Annotated in this window: 14 protein-coding genes; 6 read left to right on the top strand and 8 right to left on the bottom strand. The window is 72.7% G+C overall.

From position 1 onward, the window contains the following. Positions 1–10: 10 nt before the first annotated feature. Positions 11–709 carry a helix-turn-helix domain-containing protein gene (locus OHB01_RS00860; RefSeq protein WP_328854795.1) on the top strand — a complete coding sequence of 233 codons (699 nt, stop codon included), beginning with the start codon at positions 11–13 and terminating at the stop codon, positions 707–709. Between the two features lie 196 nt (positions 710–905). Here OHB01_RS00860 and OHB01_RS00865 read toward each other — a convergent pair whose 3' ends face one another. Together OHB01_RS00865 and OHB01_RS00870 are read right to left on the bottom strand one after the other, a co-directional pair. After that, entirely contained in the window at positions 906–1,745 is an 840-nt protein-coding gene (locus OHB01_RS00865; RefSeq protein ID WP_142648642.1) for a MaoC/PaaZ C-terminal domain-containing protein, read from the bottom strand. 1 nt (position 1,746) lies between these two features. After that, a complete protein-coding gene (locus tag OHB01_RS00870; protein ID WP_142648641.1) occupies positions 1,747–2,670 on the bottom strand; it encodes an SDR family oxidoreductase in 924 nt (307 codons plus the stop codon). Between the two features lie 118 nt (positions 2,671–2,788). Between OHB01_RS00870 and OHB01_RS00875 the strand changes: the two genes are divergently transcribed. Then, on the top strand, positions 2,789–4,252 hold the full coding sequence (locus OHB01_RS00875; protein ID WP_328854796.1) for an MFS transporter: 1,464 nt from the start codon (positions 2,789–2,791) through the stop codon (positions 4,250–4,252). Here the strand turns inward: OHB01_RS00875 and OHB01_RS00880 are convergent. The 3 genes from OHB01_RS00880 to OHB01_RS00890 form a co-directional block, all read right to left on the bottom strand. Then, positions 4,245–5,207: a pirin family protein gene (locus OHB01_RS00880; RefSeq protein ID WP_328854797.1), complete on the bottom strand. Its 963-nt coding sequence runs from the start codon at positions 5,205–5,207 to the stop codon at positions 4,245–4,247. The two genes, OHB01_RS00875 and OHB01_RS00880, sit on opposite strands and share 8 nt — an antisense overlap. Beyond that, positions 5,204–5,539 carry a GNAT family N-acetyltransferase gene (locus OHB01_RS00885; protein WP_147944331.1) on the bottom strand — a complete coding sequence of 112 codons (336 nt, stop codon included), beginning with the start codon at positions 5,537–5,539 and terminating at the stop codon, positions 5,204–5,206. Before OHB01_RS00885 ends, OHB01_RS00880 begins: the two co-directional genes overlap by 4 nt. 185 nt (positions 5,540–5,724) lie before the next feature. Beyond that, complete coding sequence (locus OHB01_RS00890; protein ID WP_142648639.1) at positions 5,725–6,495, bottom strand: pirin family protein; 771 nt, start codon at positions 6,493–6,495, stop codon at positions 5,725–5,727. Positions 6,496–6,592: 97 nt separating this feature from the next. On the opposite strand from OHB01_RS00890, the gene OHB01_RS00895 reads away from it, so the two are divergent. Then, positions 6,593–7,045, top strand: coding sequence for a MarR family winged helix-turn-helix transcriptional regulator (locus tag OHB01_RS00895; protein ID WP_142648638.1), 453 nt, complete (start codon positions 6,593–6,595; stop codon positions 7,043–7,045). A 277-nt stretch (positions 7,046–7,322) separates the two neighbouring features. Here OHB01_RS00895 and OHB01_RS00900 read toward each other — a convergent pair whose 3' ends face one another. The 3 genes from OHB01_RS00900 to OHB01_RS00910 all read right to left on the bottom strand — a co-directional run bounded on the left by OHB01_RS00900 (position 7,323) and on the right by OHB01_RS00910 (position 10,020). Further along, complete coding sequence (locus OHB01_RS00900; protein WP_142648637.1) at positions 7,323–7,928, bottom strand: CBS domain-containing protein; 606 nt, start codon at positions 7,926–7,928, stop codon at positions 7,323–7,325. A gap of 12 nt (positions 7,929–7,940) precedes the next feature. Beyond that, positions 7,941–9,065, bottom strand: coding sequence for a CapA family protein (locus OHB01_RS00905; protein WP_328854798.1), 1,125 nt, complete (start codon positions 9,063–9,065; stop codon positions 7,941–7,943). 142 nt (positions 9,066–9,207) lie between these two features. Next, positions 9,208–10,020, bottom strand: a complete 813-nt coding sequence (locus tag OHB01_RS00910; RefSeq protein WP_328709416.1) for a methyltransferase domain-containing protein — start codon at positions 10,018–10,020, stop codon at positions 9,208–9,210. Between the two features lie 234 nt (positions 10,021–10,254). Between OHB01_RS00910 and ligD the strand changes: the two genes are divergently transcribed. From ligD to OHB01_RS00925, 3 genes are read left to right on the top strand one after another with little or no spacing between them, the layout of a single operon-like run. Continuing rightward, positions 10,255–11,202 carry a non-homologous end-joining DNA ligase gene (ligD, locus tag OHB01_RS00915; protein WP_142648634.1) on the top strand — a complete coding sequence of 316 codons (948 nt, stop codon included), beginning with the start codon at positions 10,255–10,257 and terminating at the stop codon, positions 11,200–11,202. A gap of 35 nt (positions 11,203–11,237) precedes the next feature. Next, positions 11,238–12,854 (top strand): MFS transporter, encoded by a 1,617-nt coding sequence (locus OHB01_RS00920; protein WP_142648633.1) that lies wholly within the window; start codon positions 11,238–11,240, stop codon positions 12,852–12,854. Positions 12,855–12,871: 17 nt separating this feature from the next. Beyond that, on the top strand, positions 12,872–13,573 hold the full coding sequence (locus tag OHB01_RS00925; protein WP_240971565.1) for a TetR/AcrR family transcriptional regulator: 702 nt from the start codon (positions 12,872–12,874) through the stop codon (positions 13,571–13,573). The last annotated feature ends 2 nt before the right edge of the window (positions 13,574–13,575 follow it).

Genomic DNA, 13,575 nt, shown 5'->3' on the forward strand with positions numbered 1-13,575 from the left:
GGAGCCCCAGATGGCACGCAAGCCCGGCGGCAAGAGCGGCTCATGGGAGTGGAGCCGCACCGCCCAGACGCGAAAGAGCATGCTTCAGGCCGCCCGTGAGGTCTTCTCCGAGCACGGCTTCGCCGACGCCAACGTCGCGGACGTCGTCGCGCGCGCGGGCTCCAGCGTCGGCAGCCTCTATCACCACTTCGGGGGCAAGACCGAGCTGTTCCTCGCGCTGTACGAGGAGCACCAGGCCGCCCACGAGGAGGCCGCCGCCGCCAGCGTCGCCGCGGCCAAGCAGGCGGGCGTGAAGGACCCCGTCGAGCTGTTCATCGCCGGGGCCAGGGCGTTCCTCGAAGGGTCGTGGCAGCGGCGCGACCTGGCCCGGCTGTTCATGGACGGCGACGGCCCGCCGGGGTTCGAGCTGATGCGGCGCACCCGCGGCCGGGAGTGGGTCAGGCAGAACGCCGTCCTGCTCGGCGCGGCGAACACCCCGACCGACCGCCTCACGGTCTCGGTGCTCACCAGCGTGATCGGCGAGGCCGGCCGCGAGGTGGCCATGAGCGAGACCGAGGAGGAGGCCCAGGAGGTCGTCGAGGCGGCGATCGCGCTCATCCGCCGCTTCGGCAACCCCCTGGCCACCCACGACGCCGCCACCGACGCCGCCACCGACGCGGCCACCGGTGTCATGGTCGCGGCGGACGACGCCGAGGCCGCGCTGAGCTGACCCCTGCCGACCCAGCAGGCTTCGGCAGACCGCAGCGGCTGCCGCGGCGCGCTGACCTCAGCTGACCTTGGTGCACTAACCTCGGCGGGCTGACCCCGGCCGACTCGATGACGCCCTGACGCGCCGGCCCTCACCAACCTCGGCCGGCCCGTCCGCCACCCCGGCGGGCCTCTGCGGCGCCCGGCGCGTCAGCGCGTCAGGCGGGACGGAAGGCGGCCCTGCCATGGTCGATGACGACCGTGCCGTCCTCCTTCGCCGTACGGAACGACGCGGTCAGGCCGTCCACCCAGATCGACACGGTCAGCGTCTCGCCCGGGAAGACGGGCCTGCTGAACCGTCCCGACATGGCCGCGAAGCGCGCCGGGTCCGACCCCGCCACCGTGTGGAGCAGCGCCCGCCCGGTGATCCCGTACGTGCACAGCCCGTGCAGGATCGGCCGGGGGAAACCGGCGCGGGCGGCGAAGACGGGATCGGAGTGCAGCGGGTTGCGGTCTCCGGACAGGCGGTAGAGCAATGCCTGGTCCCGGCGGGTCTCGTAGGTCACGGTGTGGTCCGGCGGCCTGCCGGGCTCGGCCCACTCGTCGCGGGGCCCCCGGTCGCCGCCGAAACCGCCCTCGCCCCGGATGAACACCGAGCTGCGGCTCGTGATCAGCGCCTCGCCGCTCTCGGCGTCGGCCGCCCTGGATTCGATCACCACCAGCGCCCCCGAGCCCTTGTCGTAGATGCCGGTCACCGTCGAGGTGGTCCGTACGCGACCGGCGGGCGGCAGCTCGCGGTGCAGCTCGAACGCCTGCTCGGCGTGCACGAGCATGGCCGGGTCGAAGTCGCCGAGCCGCCGGCCCGTGGGGGCCTGGGCGGCCAGGACCGCGAACGTCGGCAAAACACGCTGCCGGATGCCCGCCGAGTTCTCCGTGGTGAAGGCGAGCTCGTCGGTGCCCGCCCCGACGCCCAGCGCGTACAGCAGGGTGTCGGCGGACGTCCACGACCGCTCGTGCGGCGCGCTCTCCACCCCGATCAGGCTGTGGTCGAGCGGCATGTCAGTCCTCCCCGTTGGGGATGCGGCCGCTGGTCAGGGCGTTCGGCGCGGCCTTCTCGACCAGGGCGGGGATCACCTCGCCCAGCTCGGCCGGATCCCAGCGGGCGTCCTTGTCGACCCCCGGCCCGGCGTGCCAGCCCTCGGCCACGCTGATGTGCCCGCCGCGCACGTTGAAGACCCGGCCCGTGATCCCCCGCGACTGCGCGCTCGCCAGCCACACCACCAGCGGCGCGATGTTGTCCGGGGCCGCCGGGTCGAATCCGCCCTCGGCGGGCCGCCTGCCGCCCGGGATGAGGTTCTCGGTCATCCGGGTGAGCGCGGCGGGCGCGACCGCGTTGACCGTCACGCCATAACGCGCCAGTTCCTTGGCCGCGATGATCGTCAGCGACGCGATGCCCGCCTTGGCCGCGCCGTAGTTGCCCTGGCCCGGGTTGCCGTAGATGCCGGACGACGAGGTGGTGTTGATCACCCGGGCGTCCACCCGCTCCCCTGCCTTGGCCCTGGACCGCCAGTAGGCGGCGGCGTGCCGCAGCGGGGCGAAGGTGCCGCGCAGGTGCACCCGGATGACCGCGTCCCACTCGTCGGCGGTCATGTTGACGAGCATCCGGTCGCGCAGGATGCCCGCGTTGTTGACCAGGACATGCAGGTCGCCGAAGGTCTCCACGGCCCTTCTGACCAGGCGCTGCGCGCCGTCGAAGTCGGAGACGTCCTCGCCGTCGACCACGGCCTCGCCGCCCATGGCCCTGATCTCCTCGACCACCTCGCCCGCGGCGCCGGTGGACGAGCCGGTGCCGTCGACCTCCGCGCCGAGGTCGTTGACGACGACCTTGGCGCCCTGGCGCGCGAACTCCAGCGCGTGTCCCCGCCCGATGCCCCGCGCGGCGCCGGTGACGATCACGACCCGGCCTTCCACGATTCCGCCCATGCGCAGCTCCCTTGACTCGACCTTGACCCGTCCCCGAATGAACGTGATTCTAGTAATGGAATCTAGAATTCGGTAGGGAGGAGCCGGTCATGATCCAGCTCGCCGTACGATGACGGCCGTGCCGCGGACCATCGCGGCGGACCCCGGCGAGCGGGAGCGGCTGCGCCGCGCCTGGCGGACGCTGTCGGTCGTGAGCATGGCCAGCGTCCTGACCGCGCTCGGCGGCAGCGCGCTCAACGTGGCGCTCCCCCAGGTCGTACGGCAGACGCACGCGAGTGCGGACGCCGCGAGCTGGATCCTGCTCGCCTTCCAGCTCACGACGACCGTGCTCATGGTCGTGTTCGGCCGGCTCGCCGACCTGTTCGGGCGGCGGGCGATGTATCTCGGCGGCCTGGCCACCTACACCGTCGCCAGCCTGCTGGCCGGGCTCGCGCCGAGCGCCTGGGTCATCGTCGGGCTGCGGGTGGCGCAGGCGGCGGGCGGGGCCATGCTGCTGACCAACAGCGCCGCCCTGGTGACCGACGCCTTCCCCAAGTCGCGGCTCGGCGAGGGGATGGGCGTCTACACCGCGTCGTTCTCCATCGCCCAGCTCGCGGGCCCGTCGCTCGGCGGCCTGTTCACCGAACATCTCGGCTGGCGCTGGGTGTTCTGGTACAACGTGCCCCTCGGCGTCGCGTGCCTGGTCTGGGGCGCGGTAGCGCTGCGTCCAGGACCGCCGCAGGGCCGCGACCGGGGGCTCGACCTGCCGGGCAACGCGCTCGTGCTCGCCTGTCTCGGCGGCCTGCTGCTCGCGCTGTCGGAGGTGACCCGGCTCGGCTGGGGACATCCGATGGTCGTGTCCGGGCTCGCCGTGTTCGCCGTGACGCTGCCGCTGTTCGTCGTTCGGGAGCTGCGGGCCCGGCATCCCGTGGTGGACATCCGGATGTTCCGCGACGTCACCTTCGCCCTCGGGACGCTGGCGTCGTTCCTCAACTCGGCCGCCCGGGTCGGGGTGGTGCTCCTGGTGTCGCTGTTCTACCAGGCCGTACGCGGGGAGGACCCGGTGCGCGCGGCGCTGAAGGTGCTGCCGCTCTCGATCGCGGCGATGGCGGCGTCGGTCGGGGCGGGCTTCGTGCTGCGCCGCCTCGGCCCGCGTACGGTGGCCGTCGCGGCGACCTCGCTGACGACGGCGGGCCTGGCCGTCCTGCTGTGCCTGATCTCCCCCGGCGTCTCGTCCGGGGCGCTCATGGCCGCGCTCGTGCTGATCGGCGTCGGCTCGGGCATGTTCCTGCCGTCCAACACCACCGCGATCCTCGACGGAGTGCCGTCACACCGGCTGGGGATCGTCAACGCCATGCGCCTGATGCTGCAGAACACCGGGGTGGTGGTCGGCACCGCGCTGGTCCTGTCGATCATCACGGTGCCGCTGCCGGCCGGGCTGCACGACGCCGTCTTCGCGGGAACGCTGTCCCACGTCTCGTCCACGGCGGTCGGGCAGCTCGTGACCGGCTATCGCTGGGCGCTGGCCTGCATGACCGCCGTCTCCGCGCTGGCCGTGCTGACCTGTTTCACCAGAAGGCGGGCGGGCTCGCCGGTCAGCTGAGGACGCGGCCGTGGCGGTCGCGGGCCTTCAGCCGCACGGTGGGCATCTCGGGGGCGGGCAGCGGCTCCTGCCCTCCCGGGACGACGCCGAAGCGGGCGCCCCGCATCCAGTCGTCGCGCGCCCGCGCGATCTCCTCGTGTGAACGGCCGACGAAGTTCCACCACATCACCAGCGGTTCCTCGAACGGCGTGCCGCCCAGCACGAACAGCCGGGCCGGACCGGCCGCCTCGATCGGGATCTCCGTACGGCCCTGGCCGAGATAGAGCAGCGAGCCGGGGCTGAGCGCGACCCCGGTCACGTCGGCCGTGCCCGACATGGCCAGCACCGCCGTCTCGAAGGCCGGGTCCACCGGCAGCCGGTGCTCTCCCGGCCCCGCGAACAGCACTTCGGCCCCGAGCAGCGGGGTGTGCACGAGGGCGGGCGAGCGCAGCGGCCCGGCCTCGCCCACCACGACGGTCACCGTGACGTCGCCGTCGCGCAGCACGGGCAGGGCGGCGTGGTGCTCGAACCGCGCCTCGCCGTGCCGGGCCTCCTCCGGCAGCGCGACCCACAGCTGCAGGCCGTGCATGCCCGGCGGGTGCTCCGGCGGCGACTGCTCCGAGTGGGCGATGCCGTGGGCGGCGGTCATCAGGTTGAGCTGACCGGGCACGATCGACTGGACGTTGCCGAGGCTGTCGCGGTGCAGGATCTCGCCCTCCGCGAGCCACGTGACCGTCTGCAGGCCGGTGTGCGGATGCGGCGGCACCTGCATGCCCGGCCGGCCGCTCACGTCGTCGGGCCCGAAGTGGTCGACGAAGCACCACGCGCCGACCATCCGGCGCGGGCGCTGCGGGAGCAGCCTGCGCACGGTCGTGTAGCGGCCGAGCGGCACGTCGTGGCCGGGCAGGAGCACGCTCTCGGCGTTCGCGCCGTCGGCGACCGTGCAGCCGTACACCGCCGGCTCCGCCGGGCTCACTTCGATCCCTCCCCTCCGTCGAGGGAGAACCTGGCCCGCTGGTCGGCGGGCACCAGGTCGAGGTAGTCCGGGTGGCGCTCGATGTAGCGCTGCACGAACGGGCAGAACGGCAGGACCGACAGCCCGGCGTCCCTGGCGGCGTCGAGCGCCGCCTTGACCAGCGTCGAGCCGAGGCCCCGGCCCCCGAAGGCCGGGTCGATCTCGGTGTGGGTGAAGGAGATCCTCGGCCCGTTGAGCCGATACTCGGCGAAACCGGCGAGGGCGCCGTCCACGGTGATCTCGAAGCGGCTCGCCTCCGGGTTGTCGGCGACCTTCGGTTCTGACTGCTGCATCGGTTCTCCTTCTTCCGGGCGTCTGTTCCCGACTCGTCTGTTCCGAGATCGTCTTTCCGGGCTCGTCTGTTCCCGACTCGTCTGTTCCGAGATCGTCTTTCCGGGCTCGTCTGTTCCGGGCTCGTCTGTTCCGGGCTCGTGTGTTCCGGAATCGTCTTTCCGGGCTCGTCTGTTCCGGCTCGTCGTCAGGCGGCGATCGTCGCGTGCATCTCCCACACGAGGATCTCGGCGGGCTCCGTCGCGGTGACCTTCTGGCCGCCGGTGGCGGTGAACCGTACGGCGTCGCCGGTCTCCAGAGTGCCCGCACCCTCCAGGGTGACGGTCCCCCGGGGTACGAACAGGTGCAGGAACGGCGCCTCGGGCAGCTCCACGCTCTGGCCCGGCTGGAGACGGGCGGCGTACAGCGCGGCGTACCGGTTCTTGATCCGGATGGCCGCCTCGCCTGCGTGCTTGTCCATGCCGCTCGCGACCGGCACCAGGCCGCCGGCCAGCAGCTCGTTCTCGATCTCCAGCTGCTCGTAGCCGGGCGTGATGCCGGGCTCGTCGGGGACCACCCACATCTGGACGAAGTGCACCGGCTTGTCGTGCGTGTCGCCGCCGGTCAGCCTCCAGGAGTCGTTCTTCTCCGAGTGGAGGATGCCGGTGCCGGCGCTCATGCGCTGGGCCAGGCCCGGGTAGATGACGCCGGAGTGGCCCTCGGAGTCCTGGTGGACCAGGGAGCCCTGGAGCACCCAGGTGACGATCTCCATGTCGCGGTGCGGGTGGGTCTCGAAGCCGGTGCCCGGGTGGACGACGTCGTCGTTGTTGACCAGCAGCAGCCCGTGGTGGGTGTTGTCGGGGTCGTAGTGGCCGCCGAACGAGAACGAGTGCTTGGAATCCAGCCAGGAGATGCGGGTCGCGAAACGCTCGGCCGCCCGGCGGACGTCCACACGAGGGGTCAGCCTGGTCGTGGTCATGGGGTGCCCTTTCCTCGTCGCCATGTAGATGATGTGTCATCTACTGGTGCCTGACAACATACATGACGTGTCATTGATTCCGGATAGCCTGGAGAGCATGAACAGCCCCCGGTGGCTCGACGCGGACGAGCAGCGCGCCTGGCGGGCGTACCTGCGCATGCAGGGCCGCCTGACCGCCCGGCTCAACCGGCAGCTGCAGGCCGACTCGGGCCTGTCCCTGGCGGACTACGACGTCCTCGTGCATCTCACCGACCACGAGGAGGGACGGCTGCGGCCGTACGAGCTGCAGCGCGACCTGCAATGGGAGCAGAGCCGGCTGTCGCACCAGCTCACCCGGATGCAGCGCCGCGGGCTCGTCCGGCGGGAGGAGTGCGCCGACGACGGCCGCGGCGCGTACGTCGTGATCACCGAGGAGGGCCGCCGGGCCATCACCGCCGCGGCCCCCGGGCACGTGGAGACCGTGCGCAGCGTGTTCTTCGACGGCCTCACCCGCGAGCAGGTCACCGCGCTCGAACGCCTCGCCACCGACGTGCTCGACCGGCTCGGCTGACGGACGATCTCCTCGGGGACGTCACGATCGGGACATTCCAGCGGCCGTGCCGCCTGGTAGCGGTGGTCGCTCACCACATCGCCGTGATCAACGTGCTGGTCGGGGCGGGCCGCACGACGATGGCGAGTGATCAGGCGGCTGCGCCTCACCACGCCGGAGAGGACGCCGGACGTTGATCACAGTGCTGCTCGTGGATGACCAGGTGCTGGTCGGTCACCGCGCTCGCCGCCCCGTCGTGCTCAACGGCGTGACGCCTGACACCGGCACCGCATCCGGTCTAGCTGACGGTGCCTTCGGGGAAGACGACGTCGACCACTCCGGGGACGGTCCTGGCCACCAGCTCGGCGATGCGGGCCGACCGCTCGTCACCCGGGCCGTACAGCTCGACGACGCCGTCCCGTACGGCCGCGCCGAAGGACGCCGTCTCGGCGCAGTCGCGCAGCGCCGCGAGCACGTCCTCGCGGATCCGCTCGTCTCCGTGGGCCAGCAGGCCCATCAGGTCGCGGCGGCTGACGATCCCCACGAGCTCGCCGTCGTGCACGACGGGGACGCTCTTCACCCCTGTCGTGATCATCAGTTCGACCACCTCCATGGTGTCGGCGTCCTCCGCCACGGTGCGGACGTGCGGCGTCATGACCTCCTCGACGAGCGCGGGCGGCCTGCTGGTGGGCGGCGCCTCGGGACGCAGGAAGGCCCGCGGGTTGGCCCCGTACTCGCCGCGCAGCAGGTCCATCTCGCTGACGATCCCGACCATCCGCCCGTTCTCGTCCACGACCGGCGCGGCCGTGATGTCCTTCTCGTACAGCAGGCGGACGGCCTGCTTGATCGTCCACGTGCGCGGGACCGTCACCACCGGCGTCGTCATGATCTCGTGGACCAGCATCGTGACCCCCTCCTACCCGGGCGGCGCGAGGGCGAGCGTGCCGCCGGGCGCCGGGACGACCCGGGTGCCGAAATCCCGGCAGGCGTGGTCGAGTGTCGCCCGCAGCCACTCGCGGTCGTCGCCGCGCGCGTGCCGCAGCCGCAGCCGCACGGCCCGCATCGGCGCCATCCGCAGCTCCAGCAGCCGCCCCGAGGCCGCTTCGGCCGTCGCGAAGTACATCAGCCGCAGGTCGTCGCGGTATGCCTCATATCCGGAGATGCCCTCGTAGTCGTTGATGAAGTCCCCGCAGCCGTAGATGATCAGCCGGTCCCGATGCACCTCGATCGGGCGGGGATGGTGCGAGGAGTGGCCGTGGACGAGATCGACGCCGCCGTCGACCAGCGCGTGCGCGAACTCGACCTGGTCGTCCTCGACCTCGTAGCCCCAGTTGGAACCCCAATGGATGGAGACGACCGCGATGTCCCCCGGCCGCTTGACCTCCCGGACCCGAGCGACCATATCCGCCGCGGCGTCGCGGGTCGCCCCGGGCAGGAAGGCCACCCCGGGCCGGCCGGGGGCGGCCGCCCATCCGGCGGGGACGCCGCTGGACGGCATCGCGACCGCGAACACCAGGACCCGCCCGCCGCCCGGGAGCGGCACGATCGCGGGCCGCCGGGCCTCGTCCTCGTCCCGTCCCGCGCCCGCCTGGTCGAGCCCCGCCTCCTCCAGCACGTCCAGCGTCTCGACGAGCCCGCGTACGCCGAAGTCGAGCACGTGGTTGTTGGCCAGCACGCACACGTCGGGCCGGGCCACGGCCAGGGCGGGGATGTTGGCCGGGTTCATCCGATAGTGGATCTGCTTGCCCGGGGCGAAGTCGCCGCTGCGGGTGATGCTCGTCTCCAGGTTGAGCACGCGTACGTCGGGGGCGACCTCGTCGAGCACCTCCAGGGCGTCGCCCCAGGGCCAGGAGTAGCCGCCCTCCCGCGGGACCGGGCCGTTGACCGCCTCCGCCAGCCCGACGTACACCCGGGCGTCCCGGACGTACGGCTCTTGGAGCACGGGATCGCCGGGGTGCGGAAGGATCTGGTCGATGCCGCGGCCCAGCATGACGTCACCGCACAGGAACAGCGTCACCGGGTCCCCCGCCGCCGACCGCATGGCACCCCTCCTCCGGCACGGGCTCAACGGGGCGGAGCAGCCCAGTGGCCGTGCGCGTCGATGGACGTCGCACTTCCATCCTTCCCCCTGACCGCCAGGAGGCACCGGGAGGCACCGGGCGGCATGGCCGCGAGCGGGGCGCTCAGGTCACGCGGCAGAGGATCTCGCCGTGCAGGACGCTGAACCAGGCGTCCTCGCTCGCGGCCCACTCCCGCCAGCCGTCGGCGATCCGCCGCAGCTCGTCCCGCGTCGCGTGGCCGCTCTCGACCGCACGGTCGGCGTACGACGACTGGACCGTGCGCTCGGCCCACAGCCCGCCCCACCACTCCCGTTCCTGCGGGGTGGCGTAGCACCAGGTGGACGACGACGAGGTGATGTCGGTGAATCCGGCCTCCCTGGCCCAGACGTGCAGGCGGCGGCCGGCGTCGGGCTCGCCGCCGTTGGCGCGGGCCACCCGGCGGTAGAGGTCCAGCCAGTCGTCCATGGCCGGGATCTGCGGATACCAGACGAAGCCGGCGAAGTCGGAGTCGCGCACCGCGACGATCCCGCCCGGCTTGGTCACCCGCCGCATCTCGCGCAGCGCGCCCACCGGGTCGCCGACATGCTGGAGCACCTGGTGGGCGTGCACCACGCAGAAGGAGGCGTCGGGGTAGTCGAGCGCGTGCACGTCGCCGGTCGTGAAGCTCACGTTGCCCAGCCCGCGGCCCTCCGCCTCGCGGCGGGCCTGCTCCAGGATCTCGGGCCCGGTGTCGAGGCCGATCACCTCGCCCTCCGGCACCAGCCCGGCCAGGTCCGCGGTGATCGTGCCCGGGCCGCAGCCGACGTCCAGGATCCGCATGTGGGGCTTCAGCACGCCCAGCAGGTACGCCGCCGAGTTGGCGGCCGTACGCCAGCGGTGGGAGCGCAGGACGGACTCGTGAAAGCCGTGGGTGTAAACGGCCGTTTCGTGTGCCATGTGGACACCCTTCCATATGTCTCGCTATTTGAGCAATTACATCTCATATTCAGAGACAGACAGCCGCCTGCGCAGGCGGCGCAATGGCGCCGAGGACGTCGGCACCCGATCGGCGGGCAGGCCGAAGCGGACACCGCGGAAGGCCGAGGCGCGCGAGCCGAAGAAGGTGCTGCGCGGCTATCCGGCCCCGCTCGACGGTTGATTCCCCGGCCCGAGCGCGGGCATGGTGATCGGATGACCAGCGATGAGGTGCGCGACGGAGTCACGCTGACCAACCTCGACCAGCCGCTCTTCGACGACGCGGGCGCGACCAAACGCGACCTTGTCGACTACCTGGACGCCGTCCGCGACCGCATCATCCCGGTGCTGCGCGACCGGCCGCTGTCGGTGGTGCGGGTGCGGCAGGGCCAGGCGCCGTTCATGCAGAAGAACGTGCCCTCCTACGCCCCGGACTTCGTGCGTACGGTCACCGTCTGGGCCGAGTCGTCGCAGCGGCGGGTGTCGTACGCGCTGTGCGACGACCGGCGCACCCTGCTGTGGCTCGCCAACCAGAGAGCGGTGGAGTATCACCCGGCCCTCGTCCGGGCCGGCGAGTGGGACCGTCCCACCCATCTCGTGCTCGACATCGACCCGCCGTCGGCCGAGGCGTTCCCGCAGGCCGTCGCCGCCGCCCGCCTGGTCGGCCGGGCGCTGGCCGACGCCGGCCTGTCGGGCGCGGTCAAGACCAGCGGCGCCAAGGGCCTGCACGTGTTCGTGCCGCTGGAGGCGCACGCGACCGTGGACGTCGCCGCGGCCACCCGCGCGCTCGGCGTACGCGCCGAGCGTCTCGACCCGGCCCTCGCCACGACGGCGTTCATCCGCGAGGACCGTGGAGACAAGGTGTTCATCGACTCGACCCGATCCGGCGGGGCGACCGTGGTGGCGGCCTACAGCCCGCGCGTACGGCCCGGCGTCCCCGTGTCGTTCCCGGTGGCATGGGACGACCTGGACCGGATCGCCCCCGGCGACTTCACCGTCCACACGGCAGCCGGGCTGCTGCGGGACGACGACCCCTGGGCCGCGCTCATGCCGGAGCCCCAGCGGCTGCCCCGCGACCTGATCGAGGAGGGCCACACGATCCCGGTCGCCCGCGTGCAGGCCATGCACGAGGGCAAGCGCCGCGCCCGCGCCCGGCGCTCGTGAGCGATTGGCGACAGCGTGTTGCTATAGTTCGCGACATGTCGTCGCAAACATCGCGCCAGAGCTGGATACCCCTCATCGTGCTCGCCACGGGCGTGTCGATGGTCGTCATCGACGCCACGATCGTGAACGTCGCGGTGCCCGCGATCATCTCCGACCTGGGCCTCGGCGCCACCGACGTGGAGTGGGTCAACTCGATCTACTCGCTGATGTTCGCGGCGCTGCTCATCCCCTTCGGCCGGGCGGGCGACCGCTATGGCAGGCGCCGCCTGTTCGCCCTGGGGGTCGCGGTCTTCCTGCTGGCGAGCGTGCTGGCGGCGATGTCGGTTAACGGGCCCATGCTCATCGGCGTACGGGCCGTGCAGGGCGTGGGGGCGGCGATGGCCGTGCCGATGACCCTCGCGATCATCAACCGCGTCTACGTCGGCCGTCAGCGGGTGATCGCCTTCGCGGTCTGGGGCTCCATCATCGGCGGCATGGCCGCCGTCGGCCCGCTGGCGGGAGGCTGGCTCGTCACCGAATACGGCTGGCGGGCCGCGTTCTGGATCAATCTGCCCATCGCCGCGCTGCTCCTGCTCGGCTCGCTGCGGGTGCCCGAGTCGCGGGACGGCCACGCGACGGGCGGTGACCTGCTCGGGCTCGTCCTCGCCGTGCTCGGCACGACCGGCGTCGTCTTCGCCCTGATCGAGGGCCAGAAGTACGGCTGGTGGGAGCCGCGCCGGATCGCGGACGTGTTCGGCCTGCGGTTCGAGAGCGTCTCCCCCGTGCCGTTCGCCTTCGGCGTCGGCATCGTCGCGCTGGTCGCTCTGGTGGTGCGCGAACGGCGGCGCGGGCGCGCCGGCCTGGCGGTGCTCGTCGACCTGACCCTGTTCGAGCTGCCGAGTTTCCGCTACGGCGCGATGGCGGCGGTGATCGTGGCGCTCGGCGAGTTCGGCATGATCCTCGTGCTGCCGCTCTTCCTGCAGTCCGCGCTCGGCTACACCGCCTTCCGGGCAGGCCTCGTCATCGCCGCGCTGGCCCTCGGCACCTTCCTGGCGGGCGGGATGGTCCCCCCGCTGTCGAAGAGGTGGTCGCCGCGGACCATCGTGCGGATCGGCCTCGCCCTGGAGGCCGTCGGCGCGGCCGGGATCGGCCTGTCCCTCTCGGCGGACATGGGCGCCTGGCGGCCCGTGCCGTGGCTGCTCGTCTACGGCGCGGGCATCGGCTTCGCGACCGCGCAGCTCACCGGCGTCCTCATGGCCGACGTGCCCGCGCGGCTGTCCGGCGGCGCGTCCGCGCTGCAGAGCACGGTCCGCCAGCTCGGCGCGGCGCTGGGCGTCGCGATCCTCGGCGGGGTGCTGGTGTCCGGGCTCGGCTCGGCCGTCGAACGCGGGCTCGCCGACCGGCCCGAACAGGTGCGCACGAGCGCGGCGCGCGCGGTCGAGGAAAGCGCCGGCGCCGCCATTCCCGCGCTCCGCGACCCGGTGATCCACGCGGTGGCGGTCGACGCCGCCGCCGAGTCGACCCGCAGGGTCACGTTCATCACGGCGCTGGCGCTGCTCGCCGGGGTCGGCGTCACCCTCCTGCTCCCCCGCACGCCGGTCGCGAAGGACGAGTCGCCGGAGCCGGTCGCCGCGGGCGGGCCGGATACTGGAGGTCGCGACCTGGACATGTAGCGACCCTGGAGGGGGTAATGCCGAGGATCAGCGCGGCGACCGTCGCGGATCACCGGGCCAACCAGCACGCCGCCCTGCTGGAGGCGGCGCGGGAGATCCTGGTCTCCGAGGGCGTGCACGCGCTCACCCCGGCGGCCGTCGGCGCCCGCATCGGCCTCGCCCGCTCCAGCGTCTACCGCTACTTCTCCTCCACCGCCGACATCCTGGCCCAGCTCGTAGAGGACGCCTTTCCCCGCTGGTCGGCCCGCCTGCGCGCCGCCATCGCCCCCACCGGTCCGGACGCCTCCCTGCCCGCCAGGATCCGCGCGTACGGCAGGGCCGCGCTCGACTTCGTCGGCAGCCCCGACTACGCGCTGATCCCCGCGTTGCAGGCGATCGGGCTGCCGGGCGAGTGCCGGGTGCGGGTGGACGAGCTGCACGGCGAGCTGATCGCACCCCTCGCCGACGCGCTACGCGAGGCCGGGACCGACCACCCGGCGCTGCGGGCCGAGCTGGCGTGGGGCGTGCTGCGGGCGGGCGCCCGCCGCCTCATGCCCGACGCGGCACACCACCGGGAGCCGGCGGCCCACGACCCGCAGCTCGCTGCGGCGCACGACCCGGATCCGGCGGCTCACAGCCTGGAGTCCGCGGCTCACGAGCAGGAGCCCACGGCGGCGGACGCGGGCCCGGACGACATCATCGAGATCACCCTCGACGTGCTCACCCGCGCCCTGCGCTGACC

Origin of the sequence: Microbispora hainanensis, from assembly GCF_036186745.1 — a bacterium.
Taxonomy (GTDB): Bacteria; Actinomycetota; Actinomycetes; order Streptosporangiales; family Streptosporangiaceae; genus Microbispora.